Source organism: Pantoea latae (genome assembly GCF_002077695.1).
Taxonomy (GTDB): Bacteria; Pseudomonadota; Gammaproteobacteria; order Enterobacterales; family Enterobacteriaceae; genus Pantoea; species Pantoea latae.
Genome location: NZ_MWUE01000037.1, coordinates 1 through 25,404 on the forward strand (window position 1 = coordinate 1; position 25,404 = coordinate 25,404).

At 60.6% G+C, this 25,404-nt stretch carries 24 protein-coding genes; 5 read left to right on the forward strand and 19 right to left on the reverse strand.

Annotated elements, in window-relative coordinates:
• Nucleotides 1-229: hypothetical protein (locus tag B2J69_RS24410; protein WP_236722772.1), on the forward strand; the 229-nt coding region annotated here is incomplete at its 5' end.
• A gap of 287 nt (nt 230-516) precedes the next feature.
• Here B2J69_RS24410 and glnB read toward each other — a convergent pair.
• The 5 genes from glnB to purL all read right to left on the reverse strand — a co-directional run bounded on the left by glnB (nt 517) and on the right by purL (nt 8,882).
• Nucleotides 517-855, reverse strand: a complete 339-nt coding sequence (glnB, locus tag B2J69_RS21800; RefSeq protein ID WP_033753971.1) for a nitrogen regulatory protein P-II — start codon at nt 853-855, stop codon at nt 517-519.
• Nucleotides 856-1,002: 147 nt separating this feature from the next.
• A complete protein-coding gene (glrR, locus tag B2J69_RS21805) occupies nt 1,003-2,337 on the reverse strand; it encodes a two-component system response regulator GlrR (protein ID WP_081142333.1) in 1,335 nt (444 codons plus the stop codon).
• The gene (qseG, locus tag B2J69_RS21810) at nt 2,337-3,005 is read right to left on the reverse strand and encodes a two-component system QseEF-associated lipoprotein QseG (RefSeq protein ID WP_081142335.1); all 669 of its coding nucleotides are present in this window, start codon (nt 3,003-3,005) and stop codon (nt 2,337-2,339) included. The genes glrR and qseG overlap by 1 nt, the downstream gene beginning before the upstream one ends.
• Before the next feature lie 3 nt (nt 3,006-3,008).
• Entirely contained in the window at nt 3,009-4,436 is a 1,428-nt protein-coding gene (locus B2J69_RS21815; RefSeq protein WP_081142337.1) for a sensor histidine kinase, read from the reverse strand.
• Between the two features lie 555 nt (nt 4,437-4,991).
• Nucleotides 4,992-8,882 carry a phosphoribosylformylglycinamidine synthase gene (gene purL, locus B2J69_RS21820; RefSeq protein ID WP_081142339.1) on the reverse strand — a complete coding sequence of 1,297 codons (3,891 nt, stop codon included), beginning with the start codon at nt 8,880-8,882 and terminating at the stop codon, nt 4,992-4,994.
• Nucleotides 8,883-9,147: 265 nt separating this feature from the next.
• On the opposite strand from purL, the gene mltF reads away from it, so the two are divergent.
• A complete protein-coding gene (mltF, locus tag B2J69_RS21825; RefSeq protein WP_081142341.1) occupies nt 9,148-10,605 on the forward strand; it encodes a membrane-bound lytic murein transglycosylase MltF in 1,458 nt (485 codons plus the stop codon).
• A 16-nt stretch (nt 10,606-10,621) separates the two neighbouring features.
• On the opposite strand, the gene tadA is transcribed toward mltF, so the two are convergent.
• Nucleotides 10,622-11,116 carry a tRNA adenosine(34) deaminase TadA gene (gene tadA / locus B2J69_RS21830; RefSeq protein ID WP_081142343.1) on the reverse strand — a complete coding sequence of 165 codons (495 nt, stop codon included), beginning with the start codon at nt 11,114-11,116 and terminating at the stop codon, nt 10,622-10,624.
• 71 nt (nt 11,117-11,187) lie between these two features.
• Nucleotides 11,188-11,826, reverse strand: coding sequence for a phosphatidylglycerophosphatase C (yfhb, locus tag B2J69_RS21835; protein ID WP_081142345.1), 639 nt, complete (start codon nt 11,824-11,826; stop codon nt 11,188-11,190).
• 169 nt (nt 11,827-11,995) lie between these two features.
• Here yfhb and B2J69_RS21840 point away from each other — a divergent pair, with 169 nt between their 5' ends.
• Both B2J69_RS21840 and B2J69_RS21845 read left to right on the forward strand, forming a co-directional pair.
• The gene (locus B2J69_RS21840; RefSeq protein ID WP_081142347.1) at nt 11,996-12,835 is read left to right on the forward strand and encodes a MurR/RpiR family transcriptional regulator; all 840 of its coding nucleotides are present in this window, start codon (nt 11,996-11,998) and stop codon (nt 12,833-12,835) included.
• Nucleotides 12,836-12,885: 50 nt separating this feature from the next.
• A complete protein-coding gene (locus B2J69_RS21845) occupies nt 12,886-13,134 on the forward strand; it encodes a YfhL family 4Fe-4S dicluster ferredoxin (protein ID WP_081142349.1) in 249 nt (82 codons plus the stop codon).
• On the opposite strand, the gene acpS is transcribed toward B2J69_RS21845, so the two are convergent.
• The 11 genes from acpS to rpoE all read right to left on the reverse strand — a co-directional run bounded on the left by acpS (nt 13,131) and on the right by rpoE (nt 22,485).
• A complete protein-coding gene (acpS, locus tag B2J69_RS21850; RefSeq protein ID WP_081142351.1) occupies nt 13,131-13,511 on the reverse strand; it encodes a holo-ACP synthase in 381 nt (126 codons plus the stop codon). The genes B2J69_RS21845 and acpS overlap by 4 nt on opposite strands.
• On the reverse strand, nt 13,511-14,242 hold the full coding sequence (gene pdxJ, locus B2J69_RS21855) for a pyridoxine 5'-phosphate synthase (RefSeq protein ID WP_081142353.1): 732 nt from the start codon (nt 14,240-14,242) through the stop codon (nt 13,511-13,513). Before pdxJ ends, acpS begins: the two co-directional genes overlap by 1 nt.
• Before the next feature lie 66 nt (nt 14,243-14,308).
• Nucleotides 14,309-15,037, reverse strand: a complete 729-nt coding sequence (recO, locus tag B2J69_RS21860; RefSeq protein ID WP_081142355.1) for a DNA repair protein RecO — start codon at nt 15,035-15,037, stop codon at nt 14,309-14,311.
• A 4-nt stretch (nt 15,038-15,041) separates the two neighbouring features.
• On the reverse strand, nt 15,042-15,947 hold the full coding sequence (gene era / locus B2J69_RS21865; protein WP_081142357.1) for a GTPase Era: 906 nt from the start codon (nt 15,945-15,947) through the stop codon (nt 15,042-15,044).
• A gap of 45 nt (nt 15,948-15,992) precedes the next feature.
• Nucleotides 15,993-16,673, reverse strand: coding sequence for a ribonuclease III (rnc, locus tag B2J69_RS21870; protein WP_081142359.1), 681 nt, complete (start codon nt 16,671-16,673; stop codon nt 15,993-15,995).
• 133 nt (nt 16,674-16,806) lie between these two features.
• Complete coding sequence (lepB, locus tag B2J69_RS21875) at nt 16,807-17,781, reverse strand: signal peptidase I (RefSeq protein ID WP_081142360.1); 975 nt, start codon at nt 17,779-17,781, stop codon at nt 16,807-16,809.
• Between the two features lie 9 nt (nt 17,782-17,790).
• Nucleotides 17,791-19,590, reverse strand: coding sequence for a translation elongation factor 4 (gene lepA / locus B2J69_RS21880; protein WP_081142361.1), 1,800 nt, complete (start codon nt 19,588-19,590; stop codon nt 17,791-17,793).
• Between the two features lie 218 nt (nt 19,591-19,808).
• Entirely contained in the window at nt 19,809-20,273 is a 465-nt protein-coding gene (rseC, locus tag B2J69_RS21885) for a SoxR-reducing system protein RseC (protein WP_081142362.1), read from the reverse strand.
• Nucleotides 20,270-21,226 carry a sigma-E factor regulatory protein RseB gene (gene rseB, locus B2J69_RS21890; protein ID WP_081142363.1) on the reverse strand — a complete coding sequence of 319 codons (957 nt, stop codon included), beginning with the start codon at nt 21,224-21,226 and terminating at the stop codon, nt 20,270-20,272. The genes rseC and rseB overlap by 4 nt, the downstream gene beginning before the upstream one ends.
• Nucleotides 21,226-21,879: an anti-sigma-E factor RseA gene (gene rseA, locus B2J69_RS21895; protein WP_081142364.1), complete on the reverse strand. Its 654-nt coding sequence runs from the start codon at nt 21,877-21,879 to the stop codon at nt 21,226-21,228. The genes rseB and rseA overlap by 1 nt, the downstream gene beginning before the upstream one ends.
• Before the next feature lie 27 nt (nt 21,880-21,906).
• Entirely contained in the window at nt 21,907-22,485 is a 579-nt protein-coding gene (rpoE, locus tag B2J69_RS21900) for an RNA polymerase sigma factor RpoE (RefSeq protein ID WP_081142365.1), read from the reverse strand.
• A 428-nt stretch (nt 22,486-22,913) separates the two neighbouring features.
• Between rpoE and nadB the strand changes: the two genes are divergently transcribed.
• Nucleotides 22,914-24,527 carry an L-aspartate oxidase gene (gene nadB / locus B2J69_RS21905; RefSeq protein WP_081142366.1) on the forward strand — a complete coding sequence of 538 codons (1,614 nt, stop codon included), beginning with the start codon at nt 22,914-22,916 and terminating at the stop codon, nt 24,525-24,527.
• Here nadB and trmN read toward each other — a convergent pair.
• The gene (trmN, locus tag B2J69_RS21910) at nt 24,520-25,269 is read right to left on the reverse strand and encodes a tRNA(1)(Val) (adenine(37)-N(6))-methyltransferase TrmN (RefSeq protein WP_081142367.1); all 750 of its coding nucleotides are present in this window, start codon (nt 25,267-25,269) and stop codon (nt 24,520-24,522) included. The genes nadB and trmN overlap by 8 nt on opposite strands.
• Between the last annotated feature and the right edge of the window lie 135 nt (nt 25,270-25,404).

Genomic DNA, 25,404 nt, shown 5'->3' on the forward strand with positions numbered 1-25,404 from the left:
CGCCATTCGCCTGCCTGACGGACCGGCGGGGATGGAACATCCCTGTTCCAGCCCCACCTTTCGCCCGCATCCCTGCGGGCTCTCCTGGCAGACTCACTCTGTTCAGCGCTGCGAAATGCCTGCCCCTGAGCGGCCCCAGCCTGCTGGCCAGCTTCCGTGTGCGCTGCTGGAAAAGGACGGCAAAGGGCACCGCGCCTCCTCTGCTGTAGAGGGCTATTCGCAGCGCTGAGGCGGAAACGTTGTGCCAGGAGCCGGTCGCAGGAATGCGACCGGCAGTTCGGGTAGGCCTGGATGGCCGTACACGAACGGTCCGTCCGGCACGACGTTGCAGCCGAAGGCACCGCGAAGCGGCGCGAGGACGGCCCGGCAGCAGAGGAGGCGCAGTGGCCTGCACCGGCATGCCAAACGCGTAAAACAAAGGCCGCCATTTTGAGAAAACAGCGGCCTTACCCGGACACAACCTTAACTGACTGGCATTACGCCTTATCAGGCGTCCTTTTACTGGCGGAGCCAGTATTAAATCGCTTCTTCGTCTTCTTCGCCGGTACGAATACGCACCACGCGCGATACGTCGAATACAAAAATCTTGCCGTCGCCGATTTTGCCGGTTTGCGCGGTTTTCATAATGGTTTCTACGCAGGTGTCGACGATATCGTCGCCCACCACCATCTCGATTTTCACCTTCGGCAGAAAGTCGACCATATACTCCGCGCCGCGATAAAGCTCGGTGTGCCCTTTCTGACGACCAAAGCCTTTTACTTCAGAGACCGTCATCCCGGTGATGCCGACTTCAGCCAGGGCTTCGCGCACATCGTCGAGTTTGAATGGTTTGATAATCGCATCAATCTTTTTCATGTCAGACCCTTTTCTCACTCCCTCCGTGGCCGGATGGGGTGCTGTAAGTATATACCCGCAACCTCAGGCTACCGGGACGCTCTCTGCTACGCGCCCTGCCCTCAGCGGCAACTTTAACGCTCTCGGGCGCTTCTCCGCGCCAGAAAGCTACTCTTTAAAATCGCTGGCGTCCAGTTCGTGTCGGGAGAGCAGCTTATAAAACTCGGTGCGATTGCGCCCTGCCAGGCGCGCGGCATGGGTGACGTTGCCTTTCGTCATCTGCAGCAGCTTACGCAGATAGTTAAGCTCAAACTGGTTGCGCGCCTCGACAAAGGTCGGCAACACGCTGCTTTCGCCGCTCAGCGCCTGCTCGACCAGCGCATCGCTAATCACCGGCGATGAGGTAAGCGCCACGCACTGCTCGATCACGTTCACCAGCTGACGCACATTGCCCGGCCAGCCTGCCGACATCAGCCGCTTCATCGCGTCCACCGAAAAGCTGCGCACAAAAGGTTTGTGGCGATCCGCCGCCTGCCGCAGCAGATGGCTGGCGAGCAGCGGAATATCCTCGCTGCGCTCGCACAGCGCGGGCAGCTTCAGATTAACCACGTTAAGACGATAAAAGAGATCCTCGCGAAACTCTTTCTTCTCCATCGCCTTCGGCAGATCGCGATGCGTGGCAGAGATAATGCGCACGTCGATATCGATATCGTGATTGCTGCCGAGCGGACGGATTTTGCGCTCCTGCAGCACGCGCAGCAGCTTCACCTGCAGCGACGGCGGCATATCGCCGATCTCGTCCAGAAACAGCGTGCCGCCCTCTGCCGCCTGAAACAGCCCTTCGCGCGCGCTGACCGCGCCGGTAAAGGCACCTCTGGCGTGGCCGAACAGCTCCGACTCCAGCAGCTGTTCCGGCAGCGCGCCGCAGTTAATAGCGACAAACGGCTTCGCCGCGCGCGGGCTGGCGGCGTGGATCGCCTGCGCCAGCACCTCTTTGCCGCTGCCGCTCTGCCCGTTGATCAGCACGCTGACGTCGGATTGCGCCACCATATGCGCCTGCTCCAGCAGCCGCAGCATGACGGGACTGCGGGTCACGATCGCCTCGCGCCAGCGGTCGTCGCTGACCGGCGCGCGCTGCGCCAGCGCCTCGTCGATCGCTTTATAGAGCGCGTCGCGATCCACCGGCTTGGTGAGAAAGCTGAACACACCCTGCTGCGTAGCAGAGACGGCGTCAGGGATCGAGCCATGCGCCGTCAGAATAATCACCGGCAGGCCGGGATGGCGCTTCTGAATTTCGCCGAACAGTGCCAGCCCATCCATCTCATCCATACGCAAATCGCTGATCGCCAGATCGATCTTCTCTTTTTGCAGCAGACGCAGCGCTTCCGGGCCGCTGGCGGCGGTGCTCACCTGGTAGCCTTCGCTGCTGAGACGCATGCCCAGCAGCTTTAGCAGGCTGGGATCGTCATCCACCAGCAGCAAACGTGCGGATTGTCTCGGCATCAGGGCTCCTCATGTGACGACGTTTCCGGCGCGTGGCCGCTCTCCGTAACGTCCGGCGCTTTGCGGGAAGAGAGCTGGCGTTCGATATCGGTCAGGCGTTCCAGCTTATGCTGGGTGTCGTTCAGCGTCTGGCGCATCTGCGCCTGCTGCTGGCGCAGCGCGTCGAGCTGCGCGTCGCTGCTCTGCTGCAGATGCGCGAAGCGCGAGCGGGTCTCGCTGAGATCGAGCTGCGCCACCTGATTGCTGCGCCATAGCTGGATCAGCGGACGCACCGCGCCGGGAAAGCGGCTGCTGTACTCATCCAGCGCCTCGACATAGTCGCGTCGCTCCAGCGGCGTCACGTTGCCGTTGGCCATTAAAATACCGTTCTTGAACGCGCGCGCCCAGCCTTCAACCGGCCAGCGATGCGCTTCGGCGCGCGCCTCGGCCGGCGACAGCCGCTCGGCGCAGTCGATGGCGCGCAGCCAGTAGAGCGGATTAGCGGTGGCCGCGGCGCTTTCATTGCGCCAGACGACAGCGCACTCTGTCGCCAGATAATCGGGCAGCCTGACCTCCGGCTCGGCGACGATGGCGTCGCGATGCGCGGATGACGCGGCCGGGGAGGCGCCGCAGCCGCTAAGCGACAGGCTCAACAGCGCCGTAAAAAGTGAGGCGAAGAGGATCTTCATCTGTCAGGAATTCCCGGCTGTGTGGTTCAGTATGATACGAAAACAAACGTCGGCGTCTTTGCTGTCGATCAGCAGCAGATCTCCCTGCATGCGACGCAGACAATCTTTAGCGATGCTCAGTCCCAGCCCGCTGCCTTTTACCGGCCCTTTGCGCTGCTGGCTGCCCTGAAAAAAGGGCTCGAATATCATCTCCCGCTCTTTCGCCGGGATCGGCGTGCCGCTATTGGCGACCTCAATCCACACCTTGTCGCCCTGCTGCTGACTGCGCAGCCAGATGCTACCGGATTCAGCGCCGTAGTTCACGGCGTTCGAGTATAAGTTATCGATGGCGCGCATCAGCAGCATCGGCTCGGCAAGGCAGCGCGTCGCCGCCAGATCGCAGTGCACATGCATTAGCTTAGCGCGCGCCGGCAGCGCATGCGCGCTCACCACCATATCCACCAGCTCGACGATATCCACCGCCTCCAGCGTGGTCGGGCCTTCCGCCAGCTTACGGTTATACTCCAGCAGCTGTTCGATCAGCCGTTGCAGATGACGGCTGCTGCTGTCCAGGATCGCCACCACTTCTTTTTGCTCGCCGTTGAGCGAGCCCACCACTTCGTCCGCCAGCAGCTCGGTGCCTTCGCGCAGGCTGGCGAGCGGCGTTTTCAGCTCGTGCGACAGATGGCGCAGAAACTCATGGCGCTGCGTCTCCAGCCAGGCGAGCCGTTCGCTCAGCCAGACGATGCGCTGGCCAAGCGAACGCAGCTCGCGCGGGCCGCGAAACGCCACGCTTGCCCCCAGCTCGCGTCCTTCGCCAAGGCGGTTGATCATGCGCTCCACGCTTTTGACCGGCCCGATAATCATGCGGGTAAAAAGCAGCACCAGCGCCAGGCTGACGATAAACAGCGTCAGCGCCTGCCAGCCGAAAAACTGGCCGCGGTCAGCGATTTCGCGCTGTAATTGCAGCCCGCGCGCAAACACCACCTCGCGCGTTTCCTGCACCAGCTGCGCGTTAACGGTGGAAAAGTGCTCCAGCGCCTGCGAGGCAGCCGCCACAGGATTGCCGTTGTCGCACTGAAGATCGGCGAGCTGCGGCAGAGTGGCGCGCAGCGTCTGAAAAGCCGCCAGCGCGGGCAGGCTCGAGGCATGGGAGTTAAGGATCTGGCTGTAGCGCGCGCGCTGGGTCTGATAAAGGCGCGCCAGCGTGGCGTCGCCCAGCACACAATATTGCCGGTAGCTGCGCTCCAGCTCCAGCGCGGTACGCGCCATCGCTTCGCTGCGCCGCACGTCGGTAAAGGTATTGCGGTTGGTATCGGCGGCCTGGTCGCTCAGCGCCGACAGGCTTTCCCAGGCCTGCCACGCCAGCACCAGCAGCGGCAGCAGCACCAGCAAAAACGCCATCAGCACCAGCTGACGCAACGAACGGGGAAATAGACGCCATCTTCTCACGCGGTCGCTTCCTTAAATAAACGCTGCGAGGATGCTAGCGAAGTCTGCCGGCGGAAGATAGAGCGGAAATGAAAACGGCAGACCTTTCGGTCTGCCGTGAGAGCGACGCCGCAGCATCGCCTGAAAAGAGGTGGAGCCTTACTCAACGTTGCGCCCGATGCTTGATAACGTTGCAAAGCAAGCGATTATCGGTTGGTGGACGGCAGGCTCCGTTTGGTGCGTCATTCAGTTTTTATGAGCTCTGCCGCAGTGCGGGGCAATCATAAACAGGAGAATGAGCCACGAGGTGATATTAGCAAACTTCGTGCCAACAAATAAATAACTTTCTTTTTCAGAAGGTTGCCAGTGTGCAGGCGCTGGACTGCGTGGCGGACGGGTGCCGCGCGGCGAAAAATGTCGTCAAAACCCAACACCTTACACGCTGTTTAATTTAGCTGTTATTTATCAAGCCATTAAATGTCACTGTTTAGCGACAGTGATAATACTCAGTTGTCGCTATTTACCAACACTTATAAAAAAGGAGACATCGCTGTCTCCTTTTCACGCTGGTTGAGATTAGCCCAGCTGTTTACGCGCGTTGCGGAAAATACGCATCCACGGACTGTCTTCGCCCCATTCGGCCGGATGCCAGGAGTTGCTCACCGTGCGGAACACACGCTCCGGATGCGGCATCATAATAGTGACGCGTCCGCTTTCGTTGGTCACCGCCGTAATGCCGTTAGGTGAGCCGTTCGGGTTAGCCGGATAGCTTTCCGTCACCTTGCCGTAGTTATCGACAAAGCGCAGCGCCACCAGCCCTTTCGCCTCCAGCGCGGCCAGATGCGCGCCGTCACGCACTTCGACAAAGCCTTCGCCGTGAGAAACCGCAATCGGCATATGCGAGCCCGCCATGCCGTCCAGCAGCAGCGACGGGCTGGCGGCCACTTCCACCAGGCTGAAGCGCGCTTCAAAGCGCTCTGACTGGTTGCGCACAAAACGCGGCCAGAGTTCGCTGCCTGGGATCAGTTCGCGCAGGTTCGACATCATCTGACAGCCGTTGCAGACGCCCAGCGCCAGCGTTTGCGGGCGATGGAAGAACGCTTCGAACGTGTCGCGCACGCGGTTGTTAAACAGAATCGATTTCGCCCAGCCTTCGCCGGCGCCCAGCACGTCGCCGTAGGAGAAGCCGCCGCACGCTACCAGCGCCTGGAATTCCTCCAGATCGCGGCGTCCCGCCAGCAGATCGCTCATATGCACGTCCACTGCCGTAAAGCCCGCACGGTGGAACGCCGCCGCCATTTCAACGTGGGAGTTGACGCCCTGCTCGCGCAGCACCGCCACGCGCGGACGCGCGCCGGTGGCGATCATCGGCGCCGCCACATCCTCTTCTGGCTGGAAGGTGAGATGGACATTCAGGCCCGGATCGTTGTCATCCTTACGCGCGTCATGCTCCTGATCGGCGCAGATTGGGTTGTCGCGCAGGCGCTGCATCTGCCAGCTGGTTTCGCCCCACCAGGTGCGCAGCGTAGTGCGGCTTTCGCTGTAGACCACGCTGTCGCCGGAGCGGATCACGAAGCGGTCGCCGCGCTGCGCGCTGCCAATAACGTGGCTGCACGCTGCGAGGCCCTGCTCCGCCAGCACCTGTTCCACCGCCGCGCGATCTTCAGTTTTAATCTGGATCACCGCGCCCAGCTCTTCGGTAAAGAGCGCGGCCAGCGCGTCGCTGCCCAGCGCGGCAATATCCACCTCGACGCCGCAGTGGCCGGTAAAGGCCATTTCCGCCAGCGTCACCAGCAGGCCACCGTCTGAACGGTCGTGGTAGGCCAGCAGCTTCTGCTGCGCCACCAGCGCCTGCATTGCATTAAAGAAGCCTGCCAGCTGCTGCGCGTCGCGCACGTCAGCCGGCTTGTCGCCCAGCTGACGATAAACCTGCGACAGCGCGGTGGCGCCCAGCGTATTGGCGCCGTTGCCGAGGTCAATCAGCAGCAGCAGGTTGTCGCCTTCGGCTTGCAGCTGCGGCGTCACGGTGCGGCGCACATCTTCCACGCGGGCAAAGGCGGTGATCACCAGCGACAGCGGCGCGGTCATTTCGCGCTGCTCAATGCCCTCCTGCCAGCGGGTTTTCATCGACATCGAATCTTTACCCACCGGAATGGTGATGCCCAGCGCCGGGCACAGCTCTTCGCCCACCGCCTTGACCGCTTCGTACAGGCCGGCGTCTTCGCCCGGATGGCCTGCGGCGGCCATCCAGTTGGCGGAGAGTTTCACGCGCTTGAGATCGCCAATCTGCGTTGCCGCAATGTTGGTCAGCGCCTCGCCCACTGCCAGACGGCCAGAGGCGGCGAAGTCGAGCAGCGCCACCGGCGCGCGTTCGCCCAGCGCAAAGGCTTCGCCGTGATAGCTGTCGAGGCTGGCGGTGGTGACCGCGCAGTTCGCTACAGGGATCTGCCACGGGCCGACCATCTGATCGCGCGCCACCATGCCGGTCACGCTACGGTCGCCAATGGTGATAAGGAAAGTTTTCTCCGACACGGTCGGCAGGTGCAGCACGCGGTTCACCGCGTCGCTCAGGGTAATGGCGTCGCGCAGCAGCGGCTCGCCTTTGGCCTGCTGCGTGGTGACGTCGCGCGTCATCTTCGGCGTTTTGCCCAGCAGCACGTCGAGCGGCATGTCGATCGGCGCGTTGTCGAAATGGCTGTCGCTCAGGCTCAGGTGCTGCTCTTCTGTTGCTTCGCCGATAACGGCGTAAGGGGCGCGCTCGCGCTGACAGAGTGCATCGAACTGCGCCAGTTTCTCTGGCGCCACCGCCAGCACGTAGCGCTCCTGCGACTCGTTGCACCAGACTTCCAGCGGGCTCATGCCTGGCTCATCGCTGAGGATGTCGCGCAGGTTGAAACGGCCGCCGCGGCCGCCGTCGCTGACCAGCTCTGGCATGGCGTTGGAGAGACCGCCCGCGCCCACGTCGTGGATAAACAGAATCGGGTTCTCTTCGCCCATCTGCCAGCAGCGGTCAATCACTTCCTGGCAGCGACGCTCCATTTCCGGGTTGTCGCGCTGTACTGAGGCGAAATCGAGATCGGCGTCAGACTGGCCGGAGGCCATTGATGAGGCCGCACCGCCGCCCAGGCCGATGTTCATTGCCGGGCCGCCCAGCACGATCAGCTTCGCGCCGACGGTGATTTCCCCTTTCTGCACGTGATCGGCGCGGATGTTGCCGATACCGCCCGCCAGCATGATCGGCTTATGGTAGCCGCGCAGCTCTGTGCCGTTATGGCTGTTGACCTGCTCTTCATAGGTGCGGAAATAGCCGTTCAGCGCCGGACGCCCGAATTCGTTGTTGAACGCCGCGCCGCCCAGCGGGCCTTCAGTCATGATATCCAGCGCGCTGACGATGCGATCCGGCTTGCCGAAGTTCTCTTCCCAGGGCTGTTCGAAGCCGGGAATGCGCAGGTTCGACACCGAGAAGCCTACGAGGCCCGCTTTCGGCTTCGCGCCGCGCCCGGTGGCGCCTTCGTCGCGGATCTCGCCGCCGGAGCCGGTCGCCGCACCTGGCCACGGCGAGATGGCCGTTGGGTGGTTGTGGGTCTCGACCTTCATCAGGATATGCGCCGCTTCCTGATGGTATTCATACTCGCCTTTTTGCGCGTCGGCGAAGAAGCGCCCTACTTCCGAGCCTTCCATTACCGCGGCGTTGTCTTTATAGGCTGACAGCACATGGTCTGGCGTGGTCTCGAAGGTGTTCTTGATCATTTTAAACAGCGACTTCGGCTGTTTTTCGCCGTCGATAATCCAGTCGGCGTTGAAAATTTTATGACGGCAGTGCTCGGAGTTGGCCTGCGCGAACATATAGAGTTCGATGTCGTTCGGGTTGCGCCCGAGACGCTGGAACGCCTCCAGCAGGTAGTCGATTTCGTCGTCCGCCAGCGCCAGGCCCAGCGTGCGGTTCGCCTCTTCCAGCGCCTGACGCCCGTGGTTTAGCACGTCGACGCTCTTCAGCGGCTGCGGCTGGTGATGGGCGAACAGCGCCTCCGCCTGCGACAGGTCGCTGAACACGGTCTCCATCATGCGGTCGTGCAGCAGCGTCTGCAGCGTCTGCCACTGCGCTTCCGTCAGCTGCGGCGCCTGCACATAGAACGCCAGACCGCGCTCGAGGCGACGCACCTGCGGCAGATCGCAATTGTGCGCGATGTCGGTCGCCTTGGACGACCAGGGCGAAATGGTGCCGGGACGCGGCGTTACCAGCAGCAGGCGGCCTTGCGGCGCATGTTCGGCGAGAGAAGGGCCGTACTTCAGCAGGCGCTGCAGGCGCGCTTTTTCATCAGCGTTCAGCGGTGCGCTGACATCGGCAAAATGGACGTACTCGGCGTAAATGTCACTCACCGGCAGGTGAGCGTCCTGAAAGCGGGTCAGCACTTTGTTTACACGAAATGCCGACAGGGCGGGCGAACCACGCAGAATTTCCATTATTTAATCTCTCGTCAGAGCGCCGGGCGACGCTTCAAGGGGCACAACAGCAGAAAACGGGCGGTATTATAGAGAAACACCCCGCTCGACGAAACCGTTTGCGCATAATTTCTCTGCCTGCGGAATAGCCTGAATTTTGCGCAAAACCTGCTATATCAGTTGCTCTACGCTGCCGAGTTGCGCAAAATGCCCCTCGCTCTGGGAGTTCAAAAAAGATCAATACTGCCTTTAAAAGACAGAGGCCTTAGAGCCAGCGAGAGACAACTATTTGAAACGCCTAAAATTAAACTATCTGTTTATCGGTCTCGTCACCCTGCTGCTGGCGATGGCGTTATGGCCATCGATCCCGTGGTACGGCAACGGACAGGATGCGATTTCACAGATTAAATCACGGGGAGTGCTGCGTATCAGTACCATCAATTCCCCGCTGACTTACTACACCATTAACAATGCCCCGGCCGGTATGGACTACGAGCTGGCGAAACGCTTTGCCGACTATCTGGGGGTTAAGCTCAAGGTCACGGTGCGCCCTAACCTGAGCGATCTGTTCGACGATCTGGATGACGGCAAGGCGGACCTGCTGGCGGCGGGCCTGATCTACAACGATGAGAGGCTGACGCGCTACAAAACCGGGCCGAGCTACTACTCGGTTTCGCAGCAGCTGGTTTATCGCGTCGATAAGCCGCGTCCGAAGAATCTCGGCGACCTGAAAGGCGAGCTGCGGGTCGCTTCCGGCTCCGCCTATCTTTCGTCGCTGAAAACGGCGCGCGATAAACAGTATCCCGATCTCAACTGGGTGATCGCCAGCGATCAGGCGCCGAAGGCGCTGCTGGAAGCGGTGGCCGACGGCAAGCTCGACTACACCATCGGCGACTCCGTCACTATCGCTCTGCTGCAGCGCATCCATCCGCAGCTGGCGGTGGCGTTCGACGTCACCGATGAAGAGCCGGTGACCTGGTATGTGCCGCACAGCGACGACAGCAGCCTCAACGCCGCGATGCTCGACTTCTTCAACTCTATGGGCGAAGAGGGGGCGATGGCGCGTCTGGAAGAGAAATATCTCGGCCACGTCGGCACCTTCGACTATGTCGACACCCGCACTTTTTTACGCGCCATCGACGTTACGCTGCCGGAGATCAAGCCGCTGTTTGAGAAATACGCCTCCAGCATCGACTGGCGGCTGCTGGCGGCGATCTCCTATCAGGAGTCCCACTGGAATCCGCTGGCGACCTCCCCTACCGGCGTGCGCGGCATGATGATGCTGACGCGCAATACCGCCGACAGCGTCAACGTCGAGGATCGCACCGACACCGAGCAGAGCATTCGCGGCGGCAGCCTCTATCTGCAGCGCATGATGGAAAAGGTGCCCGCCACTATTCCTGAGGAGGAGCGCATCTGGTTTGCGCTGGCGGCCTACAACATGGGCTACGCCCATATGCTCGACGCGCGCAAGCTCACCGCGAAACAGGGCGGCAATCCCGACAGCTGGGCCGACGTCAAGCTGCGGCTGCCGATGCTGAGCCAGAAGCGCTACTACGCGCAGACCACCTACGGCTATGCGCGCGGCCACGAAGCCTATAACTACGTCGAGAATATTCGTAAGTATCAGCTCAGCCTGGTGGGCTATTTGCAGGAGCAGGAGAAACGGCTGGCGCAGCAGTCCGCGCTGGAAGCGGAGCTGGGTAGCGGCTATCCGGCGGTGGCGCCGGAAATCGCCATGAACTAGTAGGGTCGACGCCTCGTCAACCGCCGCGCTGCGCCTGTCGCAGCGCTTTTTTCTGCTCGCGGCGCATGCGGAAAAAGTCGCTCAGCATCGCCGCGCACTCCTCAGCCAGCACGCCGCTCTGCAGCGCGACCCGGTGGTTCATGCCGGGATGGCCAAGCACGTCCATCAGCGATCCCGCCGCGCCGGTCTTCTCATCGCGGGCGCCGTACACCAGCCGCGTGATGCGGCTGTGCACCATCGCGCCGGCGCACATCACGCACGGCTCCAGCGTCACGTAGAGCGTGGTTTCCAGCAGGCGATAGTTTTCCAGCACCTTACCGCCCTGCCGCAGCGCCATTATTTCAGCGTGCGCGGTGGGATCGTGCTGACCGATGGGTCGGTTCCATCCTTCGCCGATGGCGCGATCCCCCTGCACCAGCACCGCGCCGACCGGCACTTCGCCCTGTTCCCAGGCGATGCGCGCCAGCTTCAGCGCATGGCGCATCCAGTATTCGTCTTGAGATTGATTCACGCAGGCGCACTCCCGGCAGCAGCAAAGCGGCGCATTATAGCGATCCCGCGCGCAGATTCGAAGATGAAACCCTACTCCAGCTGCTGAAGTTCGCCGCGCGGGGTGACGCGCCAGCGGTGCTGGCAGAAAAAGAGCAGCGGGTTATCCTGCTTGCTGTCGCTATAGCCGCTGTAGAGCTGCAGCGGCGTGCCGATTTTCTCTTCCAGCTGCACCACTTTTTCATGGCCGAGACAGCGCATCGCCAGCACGCGGCCGCCAAAGCCGCGCTGCATCTGGCTGGCGATCAGCTTTACGCGCGGCAGAAACGCCGAATCGAAGTAAACCTGCTCTACCAGCGGCTGTGGCGAGCCGGTGATCAGCCAGACGTCAGCGTCGTCGCTGCTCAGGTAATCGGTCAGGCGCTGCTGTACCACCGGAAACGCGGTGACGCGCTGGCGAAACCACTGCGCAAAGGCCGCCTCGCGCCGCAGCAGCGCGCGCTCCGAATGGCCAAAGGTGATCGACCAGAGCAGCAGGCTCATCGGCCAGCGCGCCGCGCGCCCCTTAATTAGCAGGCCCAGCCCCACCACCGGCAGCAGCGGCACCACCAGCAGCAAATTGAGCGGCTGACGCCACAGCAAATAGCGCATAAAGGTGCCGAACATATCCTGTTGATGCAACGTGCCATCCAGATCGAAAAACACCACGCGACGTTGGGTACCTTTGGTCAAAAAACGCTCCTTTCTGTTTTATTCGCCCTGTGTTTCCTTATTGTAGCCATCAACCACGGCAGCGGCGACGCGGCTATTTTTAATTCCAGCGACTACAATGCCAGATGAATAGTTTATTCTTCAGCGGCTGTACGCATCTTGCGGCAGGATAGTTAAACGAGGACCAGACATGAGTTCATTGCTGCGCATTCGTCAGCTCTATCCGCGTCTGGCGCTAAATGAGCGCCGACTGGCGGATTTTCTGTTGTCACAGCCCGATCGTGCGCGCCATCTCAGCTCGCAGAAGCTGGCGGAGGAGTCGGGCGTCAGCCAGTCGAGCGTGGTGAAATTCGCGCAGAAGCTTGGCTATAAGGGCTTTCCTGCGCTTAAGCTGGCGCTGAGCGAGTCGCTGGCGGATCGCGACGCTATTACCGTGCACAACCATATTCTCAGCGACGATTCGCTGAAAACCGTGGGGGAAAAGCTGCTGACCGAAAAGCTTTCTGCTATTCGCGCCACGCTCGATATCAACAGCGAAGAGAAGCTGAACGAGACGCTGCACCTGCTGAAAAATGCCCAGCGTATCGTGCTGGTGGGCATTGGCGCCTCGGGGCTGGTGGCGAAAGACTTTTCCTGGAAGCTGATGAAAATCGGCATTAACGCGGTGGCGGAGCAGGATATGCACGCGCTGCTGGCCAGCGTGCAGGCGATGCGGCCGGGCGACGTGCTGCTGGCGATCTCCTATACCGGCGAGCGCAAAGAGATTAACCTTGCGGCGCAGGAGGCGGTACAGATCGGCGCGTACGTGCTGGCGTTTACCGGCTTTACCCCCAACAGCCTGCAGCAGACCGCTACCCACTGTCTCTACACCGTGGCGGAGGAGCAGAGCACGCGCAGCGCCGCCATCTCCTCAACCACCGCGCAGCTGGCGCTGACCGATCTGCTGTTTATGGCGCTGGTGCAGAACGATCCCGAGCGCGCCGCCAGCCATATGCGCCATAGCGAAGCGCTGGTGAAAAAGCTGAACTAAGGGGCGAACGCGAGTATAATGGCGCCGTTTTTAGCTGATCAGGTGATAAAATGGCGCTGCTGATTACCGCCAGATGCATTAATTGCGATATGTGCGAACCCGAATGCCCGAACCAGGCGATCAGTCTCGGCGCGGCGATCTACCAGATCGACGCCAGCCGCTGCACCGAATGCGTCGGTCATTACGACGCGCCGACCTGCCAGAGCGTCTGCCCTATCGACAACACCATTATTCCCGATCCACAGCACTGCGAATCCCGCGAGGCGCTGTGGGAGAAATTTGTGCTGCTGCACCCCTAGTTTTCGATAATCACCGTGGCGCAGGCGTAGTGGCGCTCATCCGCCAGCGTGACGTGCACCTGCCGGACGCCGAGCTTTTCCGCCACTTCGCAGGCATGGTGGAAAAAGCGCAGGCCAGGCTTGCCCAGTTCGTCGTTGTAAACTTCAAACTGATTGAATGCCAGCCCACCGCGAATGCCGGTGCCGAAGGCTTTGGCCGCCGCTTCCTTGACGGCGAAGCGTTTCGCCAGAAAGCGCACCGGCTGCTGGTGGCGCTGATACTGCTGCCACTCGGCTTCGCTCAGCACGCGTCGCGCCAGGCGATCGCCGGAGCGTTCGATCACGCCGGCGATGCGCTCGATTTCAACGATGTCGGTGCCCAGTCCGAGAATAGCCATTAGCGACGCGCTTCCCGCATCAGCAGCTTCATCTCTTTTACCGCGTCGGCCAGGCCGCTAAACAGCGCGCGGCCGATAATGGCGTGGCCGATATTCAGCTCGTGCATCTCCGGCAGCGCGGCGATCGGCTGGACGTTATGGTAGGTCAGGCCGTGGCCGGCGTTGACCTTCAGGCCCAGGCCAGCGGCAAAGGTGGCGGCGTGACGAATGCGCGCCAGCTCCGCTTCGCGCGGCAGCCCTTCCGCCGCCTCGGCGTAGGCGCCGGTGTGAATTTCGATATAGGGCGCGCCGCTGGCGACCGCCGCCTCGATCTGACGGTGATCGGGATCGATAAACAGCGACACCAGAATGCCCGCGTCGCTCAGCTGCCGTACCGCCGCGTTGATCTTGTCCTGCTGGCCGGCGACGTCGAGGCCGCCTTCGGTGGTTACCTCTTCGCGCTTCTCCGGCACCAGGCAGACAAAATGGGGTTTGATATCGCAGGCGATGCCGACCATCTCGTCGGTGACCGCCATCTCCAGATTCATGCGCGTCTGGATAGTGTCGCGCAGAATGCGCACGTCGCGATCGGTAATGTGGCGGCGATCCTCGCGCAGGTGGACGGTGATGCCCTCCGCGCCCGCCTGCTCGGCGACAAAGGCCGCCTGCACCGGATCGGGATAGTGGGTGCCGCGCGCGTTACGTACCGTGGCGATATGATCGATGTTGACCCCTAACAGCAACTCAGCCATGACAATCCTCAGCTTAACTATGTCGAAAAACAGGAGTGTACCGCGACGCGCGGCGCAGGCACAGCGCTACTGGCTGGTGGCATCCGGCCGTTTTTTCGGCACGAACTGGCGAAACAGCTCGGTGCTCTTCAGCGGTTTGCCGCCCAGGTAGGGTTTGAGCGCGATACGGGTAAAGCGCTTGGCGGCGCGCAGCGTGTCGGCGTCGGGGAAGTCGCGCTCCCACAGCGCGCGCAGCTGGCGGCCAGTAAAGCTGCGCTGCCCTGCCACCAGGCTGGCGATAAAGCCCTTCTCTTCGCGGTAGCTGTAGGTCATGGCGTCGGCCACGGGCTCGCCGCTGCCGGCGCAGTGCAGAAAATCAACGCCGTAGCCAAGATGCCCCAGCAGCGCCAGCTCGAAGCGGCGCAGCGCCGGTTCGGGCGAGCTGTTGTCCGCCGCCAGCGTCTGCAAACAGTTCAGGTAGTCGAAGAAGAGTTCCGAGAAGGGAAATTCCTGCTCCAGCACGCGCGACACCAGCTCATTAACGTAGAGGCCGCAGTAGAGCGTGATACCGCTGAGCGGCAGCGCCAGCGAGACCGCTTCCGCTTTGGTGAGGGTTTTGACGTCGCCGCGTCCGGTCCAGCGCACCAGCAGCGGCGTAAAGGGCTGCAGCGTGCCTTTCAGCTGCGAGCGGCGCGCACGCGCGCCTTTCGCCAGCACCCGTACCCGCCCGTGGCTTTCGCTAAAGAGATCGAGCAGCAGGCTGGTTTCGCTGTAGGGGCGACTATGCAGCACAAAGGCGCGTTGCCAGCCTTCCATAGGATCAGAGGTCGTCTACGTAGCCCAGGCTGCGCAGCGCACGTTCGTCGTCGGCCCAGCCCGATTTAACTTTGACCCACAGCTCGAGATGCACTTTAGCGTCGAACATCTCTTCCATATCTTTACGCGCTTCAATGCCGATGGTTTTGATTTTGGCGCCTTTGTTGCCAATCACCATCTTTTTCTGCCCTTCGCGCTCGACGAGGATCAGGCCATTGATATCGTAGCCGCCGCGATCGTTGCTGACGAACTGCTCAATCTCCACCGTTACCGAATAGGGCAGCTCGGCGCCGAGGAAACGCATCAGCTTCTCGCGGATGATCTCCGACGCCATAAAGCGCTGCGAGCGGTCGGTGATGTAATCTTCCGGGAAGTGGTGATCCGCCTGCGGCAGGCGCTTGCGCACGATGGCCGCGATGGTATCGACGTTTTTCCCGCTCTCGGCCGAGATCGGCACGATGTCGAGGAAGTTCATCTGCTGGCTAAGGAACTGCAGGTGCGGCAGCAGGATGCTTTTATCCTGAATGTTGTCCACCTTGTTGATGGCCAGCACTACCGGCACTTTGTTGTCGCGCAGCTTGTTCAGCACCATCTCGTCGTCCGGCGTCCAGCGCGTGCCTTCAACCACGAAGATCACCAGTTCGACATCGCCGATGGAGCTGCTGGCCGCGCGGTTCATCAGGCGGTTAATGGCGCGCTTCTCTTCCATATGCAGCCCAGGCGTGTCGACGTAGATCGCCTGATATTCGCCTTCGGTATGGATGCCCATAATGCGGTGGCGCGTGGTTTGCGGCTTACGCGAGGTGATCGACACCTTCTGCCCCAGCAGCTGGTTCAGTAAGGTGGATTTGCCGACGTTAGGTCGGCCGACAATCGCGACAAAGCCGCAATAGGTATTCTGTTCGCTCATTCGAGTCCTGACTTTTTCAGCGCCTGTTCAGGCGCCGGGATGTTGCTATTCGAGACCAAGCTTAATTAGCGCCTGTTCAGCGGCAGCCTGCTCTGCTTTACGGCGGCTGGAGCCTACGCCCACCACCGGTTCAGCCATGCCACTCACCTGACAGTGAATGGTGAATTCCTGATCGTGGGCTTCGCCACGCACCTGCACCACCAGATAGGACGGCAGCGGCAGATGACGCCCCTGCAGATACTCCTGCAGGCGGGTTTTCGGATCTTTTTGTTTGTCGCCTGGGCTAATCTGCTCGAGGCGCGTCTGATACCAGTCAAGGATCAGCTTTTCCACCGTCTGGATATTGCTGTCGAGGAAGATGCCGCCTATCAGCGCCTCCACCGTATCCGCCAGGATCGATTCACGGCGAAAGCCGCCGCTCTTCAGCTCGCCCGGTCCGAGGCGCAAACATTCGCCAAGGTCAAACTCGCGCGCCATCTCCGCCAGCGTGTTGCCACGCACCAGCGTGGCGCGCATGCGGCTCATATCGCCCTCGTCGACGCGAGGAAAGCGATGATAGAGCGCATTGGCGATCACATAGCTGAGAATGGAATCGCCGAGAAATTCAAGACGCTCGTTATGCTTGCTACTGGCGCTGCGGTGCGTTAGCGCCTGTTGCAAGAGTTCCGGATGAGTAAAAGTGTAGCCCAGTTTGCGCTGAAGCTTATTAATGAGGATGGGGTTCATGCGATTCCAGTTCTTTTGTGCGTCTGTGACTCTGCATACGAAACAGGGCTGGCTTTCCAACACAATCTGTTTAGTGTGCAGTGGCCTCCCAGAGGAGGCCAACCGTTTTGCCCGTTTATCCGGGCCAGATATCTCAGTGGATGCCGCCGATACGACTCAGGCGTACGCCTGTCGGCCACTGACCTTCCTGCTTATCAAAGCTCATCCAGATAGCTACCGCCTTGCCGACCAGATTGCGCTCCGGGACAAAGCCCCAGTAGCGGCTGTCTGCGCTGTTGTCGCGGTTATCGCCCATCATGAAATATTGCCCCTGCGGCACAATCCAGGTCGCCTGCGGCTGGCCCGGCTGCTGATAGTACATGCTTGCCTGACTTTGCGCTTCGTTTACCAGCAAAATATCGTGCGTGACGCTGCCCAGCGTCTCTTTGCGCGTGCCGAGACGCAGCCCGCCGCGCATGGTTTCGCCCTGCGGCACCTGATAGAAGCCGTTACCGGTTTCGTTGCCGTCAAAGCCGCTGAAGGTCTGAATGAAGTCGCTTGGCTCGACGTTGGTGTAGGTGATCGGCAGCGCGCTGGCGCAGCGTTGACCGGCGGCGCAGTTCGGGCTGACGGTCAGGGTTTTGCTGTAGGGATCGAACACCACTTTGTCGCCCGGCAGGCCGATCACGCGCTTGATGTAATCCAGGCTCGGGTCTTTCGGGTATTTAAACACCGCGATGTCGCCGCGCTGCGGATGACCGGTCGGGATCAGCGTGGTCTGGGTAATGGGGTCTTTGATGCCGTAGGCAAATTTCTCCACCAGGATAAAATCGCCGATCAGCAGCGTCGGCATCATCGAACCGGACGGGATCTGGAACGGCTCGTAGATAAACGAGCGCACCACAAACACCACCAGCAGCACCGGGAAGACCGACGCGGCGGTTTCCACCCAGCCAGGCTGGCCGTTGACTTTCGCCAGCGTTTTGCTGTCCAGCGTGTTGCCTGCTGCTTCCTGCGCCTGCGCCTGTTTCGCGCGGCGCGCCGGCGCCCATTTAAAGCGATCGATACACCAGATAATGCCGGTAATCAGCGTCGCGATTGCCAGAACCAGGGCGAACATATTAGCCATTGGGGATCCTTATTTGCTGTCCTTGCCGACATGCAGAATAGCGAGGAAGGCTTCCTGCGGCAGCTCCACGTTGCCAACCTGCTTCATGCGCTTCTTACCATCTTTCTGCTTCTGCAACAGTTTCTTCTTACGGCTGACGTCGCCGCCATAACACTTGGCCAGCACGTTTTTACGCAGCTGCTTCACGGTCGAGCGCGCAATGATATGGGTGCCGATCGCCGCCTGAATCGCAATGTCGAACTGCTGACGCGGGATCAGATCTTTCATCTTTTCCACCAGTTCGCGGCCGCGATACTGCGAGTTGTCGCGGTGGGTAATCAGCGCCAGCGCATCGACGCGCTCGGCGTTGATCAGCACGTCGACGCGCACCATGTCAGAGGCCTGGAAACGTTTAAAGTTGTAGTCCAGCGAGGCGTAGCCGCGCGAGGTCGACTTCAGACGGTCAAAGAAGTCGAGCACCACTTCCGCCATCGGGATCTCATAGGTCAGCGCGACCTGGTTGCCGTGGTAGACCATGTTGGTCTGCACGCCACGCTTCTCGATGCAGAGGGTGATGACGTTGCCCAGATACTCCTGCGGCAGCAGCATATGACACTCGGCGATCGGCTCGCGCAGCTCTTCGATATTATTCAGCGGCGGCAGCTTAGACGGGCTGTCGACGTAGATGATCTCACCGCCGGTGGTTTCTACTTCGTACACCACGGTCGGCGCGGTGGTGATCAGATCGAGATCGTATTCGCGCTCCAGGCGCTCCTGAATGATCTCCATGTGCAGCAGGCCGAGGAAGCCGCAGCGGAAGCCGAAGCCCAGCGCGGTGGAGCTTTCCGGCTCATAGAACAGCGAGGCGTCGTTGAGGCTCAGCTTGCCGAGCGCGTCGCGGAAGGCTTCGTAGTCGTCGGAGCTGACCGGGAACAAACCGGCATAGACCTGCGGCTTCACTTTTTTAAAGCCCGGCAGCGCTTTGTCCGCGGGGTTGCGCGACAGCGTCAGGGTATCGCCCACCGGCGCGCCAAGGATGTCTTTGATGGCGCAGACCAGCCAGCCCACTTCGCCGCAGTTCAGCTGCGTGCGATCAAGCTGCTTCGGCGTGAAGATGCCGAGGCGATCGGCGTTGTACACCTGACCGGTGCTCATCACTTTGACCTTGTCGCCTTTGCGCAGGGTGCCGTTTTTCACGCGGATCAGCGAGACGACGCCCAGATAGTTGTCGAACCAGGAGTCGATAATCAGCGCCTGCAGCGGGCCTTCTGGATCGCCTTCCGGCGGCGGAATATCGCGCACCAGACGCTCCAGCACTTCCGGTACGCCAACGCCGGTTTTCGCCGAGCAGCGCACCGCATCGGTGGCGTCGATGCCGACGATATCTTCAATCTCCTGCGCTGCACGCTCAGGATCGGCGGCAGGCAGGTCGATTTTATTCAGTACCGGCACAACTTCCAGATCCATCTCAATCGCGGTGTAGCAGTTCGCCAGGGTCTGCGCTTCTACGCCCTGTCCTGCATCCACCACCAGCAGCGCGCCTTCGCAGGCCGCCAGCGAGCGTGACACTTCATAGGAGAAGTCGACGTGCCCTGGGGTATCGATGAAATTGAGCTGGTAAGTTTCGCCGTTCAGCGCTTTGTAATCGAGCGTCACGCTCTGCGCTTTAATGGTAATGCCGCGCTCGCGCTCCAGGTCCATTGAGTCAAGGACCTGCGCCGCCATCTCGCGATCGGACAGGCCGCCACAGATTTGAATCAGGCGGTCAGAGAGCGTCGATTTACCGTGGTCAATGTGCGCGATGATGGAGAAGTTTCTTATGTGCTTCATTTATATGAATATCTTCACGTAGAAAAACAGTTGAGAACCTGAGCACAGACACATTCAGGAAGATCGCTCTTCACCTGCAATCCTGTCAGCCTCATTAATGACGACGCATATTACACTGTTAAGGCCGCGCATAAAAGAATGGAACGTTGTGGAATCGCAACACTTTTTGGCGGGAAACAGGCGCTAAAAGGCCGCGATATACGCGGCCTGGCAGAGGGTTAAGCTTCGTCTTCTACGCGCAGGGCGTCAGGCGGCAGCGCAACCTTCAGGATGACGGGCTGGAAGGCGGCGCGATCGCCGACCTTCAGCGACACGCCTTTGGCAACGATAAAGCCGCCGATGCCGCCGAGCAGCGCGCCGCAGGCCGCCGCCAGATCGCTGTGAAACAGCGCCTGAAACAGACCCGCCAGCAGAAAGAGCCCGAACAGTGGCGTCATATAGACCAGCAGCGCGGAGCCGAGCAGACTGCTCTCTTTGATGCCAAGCTCTATGCGCTGTCCCGGCTGGAGCGGCGTCGCGCTGGCAATTTCCATCACGTGCGCGTCTTTCGGTCCCAGCTTGTTCAGCATATGGCTGCCGCAGCCTTTACGCGCTGAACAGCTGTTGCAGGAGGTTTTCGCCTCGGTATGCAGTGTGGCGATGCCATCTTGCCATGCCACCACCGTGGCCCATTCTCTCATCATCGTTGTGACCCCAAATCGATACTGTCCGCTATGCGTTTAGCCGTGGCCGGCGGCAGTTCGCCCACTACGGTAATTTCGCTATTATTGCGCACTTCGGTCTGTACCGTGCGACGTCCAGTGCGCAATGTCTGGGTGACGCTACTTTTATCGGCCGGCGTGATGTTAATGGCGAAGCTAAACAAACCGTCGCTGTAAAGGCGCGATTCTACGGTTTTATTCATCGCCGGGATGGCGCGACGACTCTGGGAAATCAGCTTCATGCCCGCCGGCACCCACGCAGGCTGCCAGCCGAGCTGCACTTTTTCCCCTTCCGGCACGGAGAGCGACGGCGGCAGACTGGCTTTTTGCAGCCCCTGCATAATATTGCGCACCCCTTCGTCGACCGCGAAGCTGATAACGCGGAACTGCTCCAGCGTTTCGCCGTCCCGATCGAGCAGATCGATACGCAGCGGCAGTTTGGTGTCCACGTCCAGCCACACCACGTAGCTGTAGCGCGTGCCGTCGCGGGAGACGATACGGATCACCTCACACAGCTGATCGGCGATGCGCGATCGGCCTACCGGGATAAAGTCCCAGGCGCTGGCGAGCTGCGAGAAGTCGGCGAAAATCAGCGACGGCAAAGCGTCGATGATGTGCTGGCCGGGAAGCGAGAAAGGATCGAGGCCGGGTTCGAAGTAGCTGATATCGCCGCCGCGCTGGATCACCTCGCGACGGGGGCCATCCATCTGCAACAGCTGCGCGTAAACGCGGTTATCGATCACCGCATGACGATAGCGCAGCGATTCAATGCCGATGCGTGAGACGTTGATATAGGCGAATTCGTAATTGAGGGTCTGGCTTGCCTGCTCCATCTGCTGTAACAACGCCCCAGACGCAGAGGTCTGCGCCGGGGCGGTAGATGACCAAAACAGGCTGCCTGCCAGCAGGCTAACGGCGCACCAAAGCTGCTTCATTACTGCTGCTGAGTACCTAAAGACTGGTTGCCGGGCACATTCGCCTGCGCCTGCTGCGGCGCGTTGGTTTCAAACTGCAGGCGATCGGAATGCAGACGGCGCTGCAGTTCGTAGTCCTGCAGCATCGCGTTGACGCGACGACGCTGCTCCTGCACCTGCTGGTTAGCGCCGCCGGTGTCGAACGCATCAGACGGCACGCCGAGGCTGACCGGTGACGCTTTGCCCATCATCGGCAGCGTATTGAAGACCGGCGAGTCAGACGGCTCTGCGGTGACGCCGCTCGGCTGATTGTAGTGCTGTACGCCAACAATCACCGCCAGCGACACGCAGGCGGCGACGCCGACCTGAGTAAGCTGCGCGCCCCACGGGCCGAGTTTGCGCCAGAAAGGCATTTTCTCCACGCTGGCTGGCTCAGGCTGCGCTTCCGGGATCAGCGTCGTGACGTTACGCGCCGGCTCCTGTTCCAGGGCTGCCGCAACGCGCGCAGAGATATCGAAGTGCAGCACGTCGCCCACATCGCCGCGCATGGTGTCGCGGATCAGATGGTAGCTTGTCCAGCGCTGTTGCAGCTCTGCATCCTGAGATAGTGCTGACAGCAGCGCGTTATCGAGCGCTTCGCCATCCATCAAAGCGGAAAGTTGTTCTTTCTGCATGCCTATGTACCCTTCCAGTAGCCGTTATCACTGACGTTGGATAAGCGGTTGAACCTTATTATCAATAGCCTCTCGCGCACGGAAGATACGAGAACGCACCGTACCCACCGGACAATCCATGATGACGGCGATCTCTTCGTAGCTCAGCCCGTCCAGCTCCCTGAGGGTGATCGCCATACGCAGATCTTCAGGAAGCGACTCAATGGTACGAAAGACAATTTGTTTCAGTTCATCTGACAACATTAAGTTCTCAGGGTTCGAAATTTCTTTTAACGCACCAGCACTTTCGAAATTTTCCGCATCGATCGCATCCACATCGCTGGATGGCGGTCGACGGCCCTGAGCCACCAGATAGTTCTTCGCCGTATTCACGGCGATGCGGTAAAGCCAGGTATAAAACGCGCTGTCGCCGCGGAACGATTCCAGCGCGCGATACGCTTTGATAAAGGATTCCTGAACAACATCAGGAACGTCTCCCGACGGAACATAGCGGGAAACCAGGCTCGCCACCTTATGCTGGTAGCGAATAACCAGTAAATTGAATGACTTCTGATCTCCCTTCTGCACCCGCTCAACGAGTACCTGATCCGTTAACTGCTCGCTCATCCGAGGTAATGTCTCCCCAAATTCTTTTAAATGCGTAAAGGAACTGCCAGCACATCTTCATGGTTCTGAGCAAGCATGCGCTTAGAGTCGTGGTGCGGCAAAAAGTTCACTTAACGCGCTGATGATGACGTTTCCGGATGCGCTGTCGTTTGTTTTTCGTTCTCAAGACAGTGTAATCCAGACTGCGGTTATCGCGCAGAATCGCAGGCAGAGTACCCTATGACGGCGGCTTTTTCATCTTTAAATCCGGCACAGGCGTCAGGTTTGATATAAAAAACGCGTCTGATAAGGATGGCTCGCAAACTTTTGATTTATCAGCGGGCTTCGAGAGATTAAATCAGGCACAGCCGCTTTTTTGTTTAAAATACTTCACAAAAAGCGGTTACCGGCATATTCTCGACCCACCCTTGTTTAGTAAATTAAACACTATGGCGCATTCAACCCTACCGGATTATCAGTGCGACGTTTTGATTATCGGCAGCGGCGCGGCGGGTTTGTCGCTGGCGCTGCGTCTGGCAGCGCATCATGACGTGCTGGTGCTCAGCAAAGCGCAGATCAGTGAAGGTTCGACGCTCTATGCGCAGGGCGGCATCGCCGCCGTGTTCGACGAAACCGACAGTATCGAGTCGCACGTGGAAGATACGCTTATCGCCGGCGCAGGGCTGTGCGATCGCGAGGCGGTCTCTTTTGTCGCCAGCAACGCGCGTCACTGCGTGCAGTGGCTAATCGATCGCGGCGTAATGTTTGATTGCGATCCGCAGGCGGCGGGCGATATGCGCTATCATCTGACGCGCGAAGGCGGCCACAGCCACCGGCGTATTCTGCACAGCGCCGACGCCACCGGACACGCCGTCGAAACCACACTGGTGAGCCAGGCGTTAAGCCATCCCCGCATCCATATTCTTGAACGCGCCAACGCGGTCGATCTGATCCTTTCCGACAAGCTGGGCCTGCCCGGTCCGCGCCGCGTCACGGGCGCCTGGATCTGGAACCGCAACCGCGAGCGGGTAGAAACCTGCAGCGCGCGCGCCGTGGTGCTGGCCACCGGCGGCGCGGCGAAAGTTTACCAGTACACCACTAATCCTGACGTCGCCTCTGGCGACGGCATCGCCATGGCGTGGCGCGCCGGCTGCCGCGTCGCCAATCTTGAATTTAATCAGTTCCACCCGACTTCGCTGTTCCATCCGGATGCGCGCAGTTTTCTGCTCACCGAGGCGCTGCGCGGCGAAGGCGCGTGGCTGCTGCGGCCCGACGGCACGCGCTTTATGCCGGACTTTGACGCGCGCGCCGAGCTGGCGCCGCGCGATATCGTGGCGCGCGCCATCGACCATGAAATGAAGCGGCTCGGCGTCGACTGCGTCTATCTCGATATCAGTCACCAGCCGCCGGATTTTGTGCGCGCGCATTTTCCGACGATTTATCAGAAGCTGCTGACCTTTGGGCTAGATCTGACCCGCGACCGCATTCCCATCGTGCCCGCCGCGCACTATACCTGCGGCGGCGTGATGGTGGACGCGCGCGGACGCACGGATGTCGACAGGCTCTACGCCATCGGCGAAGTGAGCTGCACCGGGCTGCACGGCGCCAACCGCATGGCCTCTAACTCTCTGCTGGAGTGTCTGGTGTATGGCTGGTCGGCTGCTGAGGATCTGCTCCAGACGCTGCCGCACAGTGAGGCGCCCGGCGCGCTGCCGCCCTGGGATGAAAGCCGGGTAGACGATGCGGACGAACGCGTGGTGATCCAGCACAACTGGCACGAGCTGCGGCTGTTCATGTGGGATTATGTCGGCATTGTGCGCACCACGCGCCGGCTGGAGCGTGCGCTGCGCCGCATTAATCTGCTCCAGCAGGAGATTGACGACTACTACGCCAACTTTCGCCTCTCCAGCGATCTGCTGGAGCTGCGCAACCTGACGCAGGTGGCGGAGCTGATGGTGCGCTGTGCGCTGGCGCGCAAAGAGAGTCGCGGCCTGCATTTTACGCGCGACTATCCCGAGATGCTGCCCGAAGCGCGGCCGTCGATTCTTACGCCCGCTACATAAAGAGGTAGAAGTCGCGCGTCAGGCTGCACCAGGCTTCCGAATAGTGGGTATCCTGATTGCGTATCGCCATCCGCTCCTGCAGCGTTTCGCCCGCGCTGGGCGAAAAGCCCAGCAGCACGCGATGCGGCGGACGATGAGCGTACTCCGCCACGTCGATGCGAAAGCGCAGATGCCAGCCCGCGTCTTGCGCCAGCGCCACCATCGTCTGCCCTGGCGCCTCCGGCAACACCACGCAAAAGAATCCCTCTTCGTCGAGTAAGCGCGCGGCATAGCGCAGCAGGCTGGCATGGTCCAGCGTTGTAGTGGATCGCGCCGCGTCGCGTTCTGGCGTGGCGCAGGCGACGTCTGGTGGATAATAGGGTGGATTGCTGACAATCAGCGAATAGCGCTGGTCGCTGCTTTCGGCGAAGGCGGCGATATCCTGCTGATAAACATGGATGCGCGACGACCACGGCGACTGCGCCGCATTTTCCTGCGCCTGCTGCGCGGCGGCGGCGTCCAGCTCGACCGCGTCGATGGTCACCGCATCGGGGGTGCGCTGCGCCAGCATCAGGGCGATAAGCCCGCTGCCGCAGCCAATATCCAGCACGCGGCGCACGCCAGCCACCGGCGCCCAGGCGCCGAGCAAAATCGCGTCGGTGCCCACTTTCATGGCGCAGCGGTCGTGCGCCACGAAAAATTGTTTGAAGGTAAAACCGTTTCTTTTTAACAATGGCCGCACCTGCGGCTTTTCCTGCGTCATACTCTGCAACCATTACCTTTTTTCCTGCCGTACGGCAGCGGGTCAGTGTAACGTGACGGCAGCAGGAATACACGCAATGGGCTGACCGGCGCGGATTAACAGATGAAGATTGCGTACGATCTGTCTATAATCAGC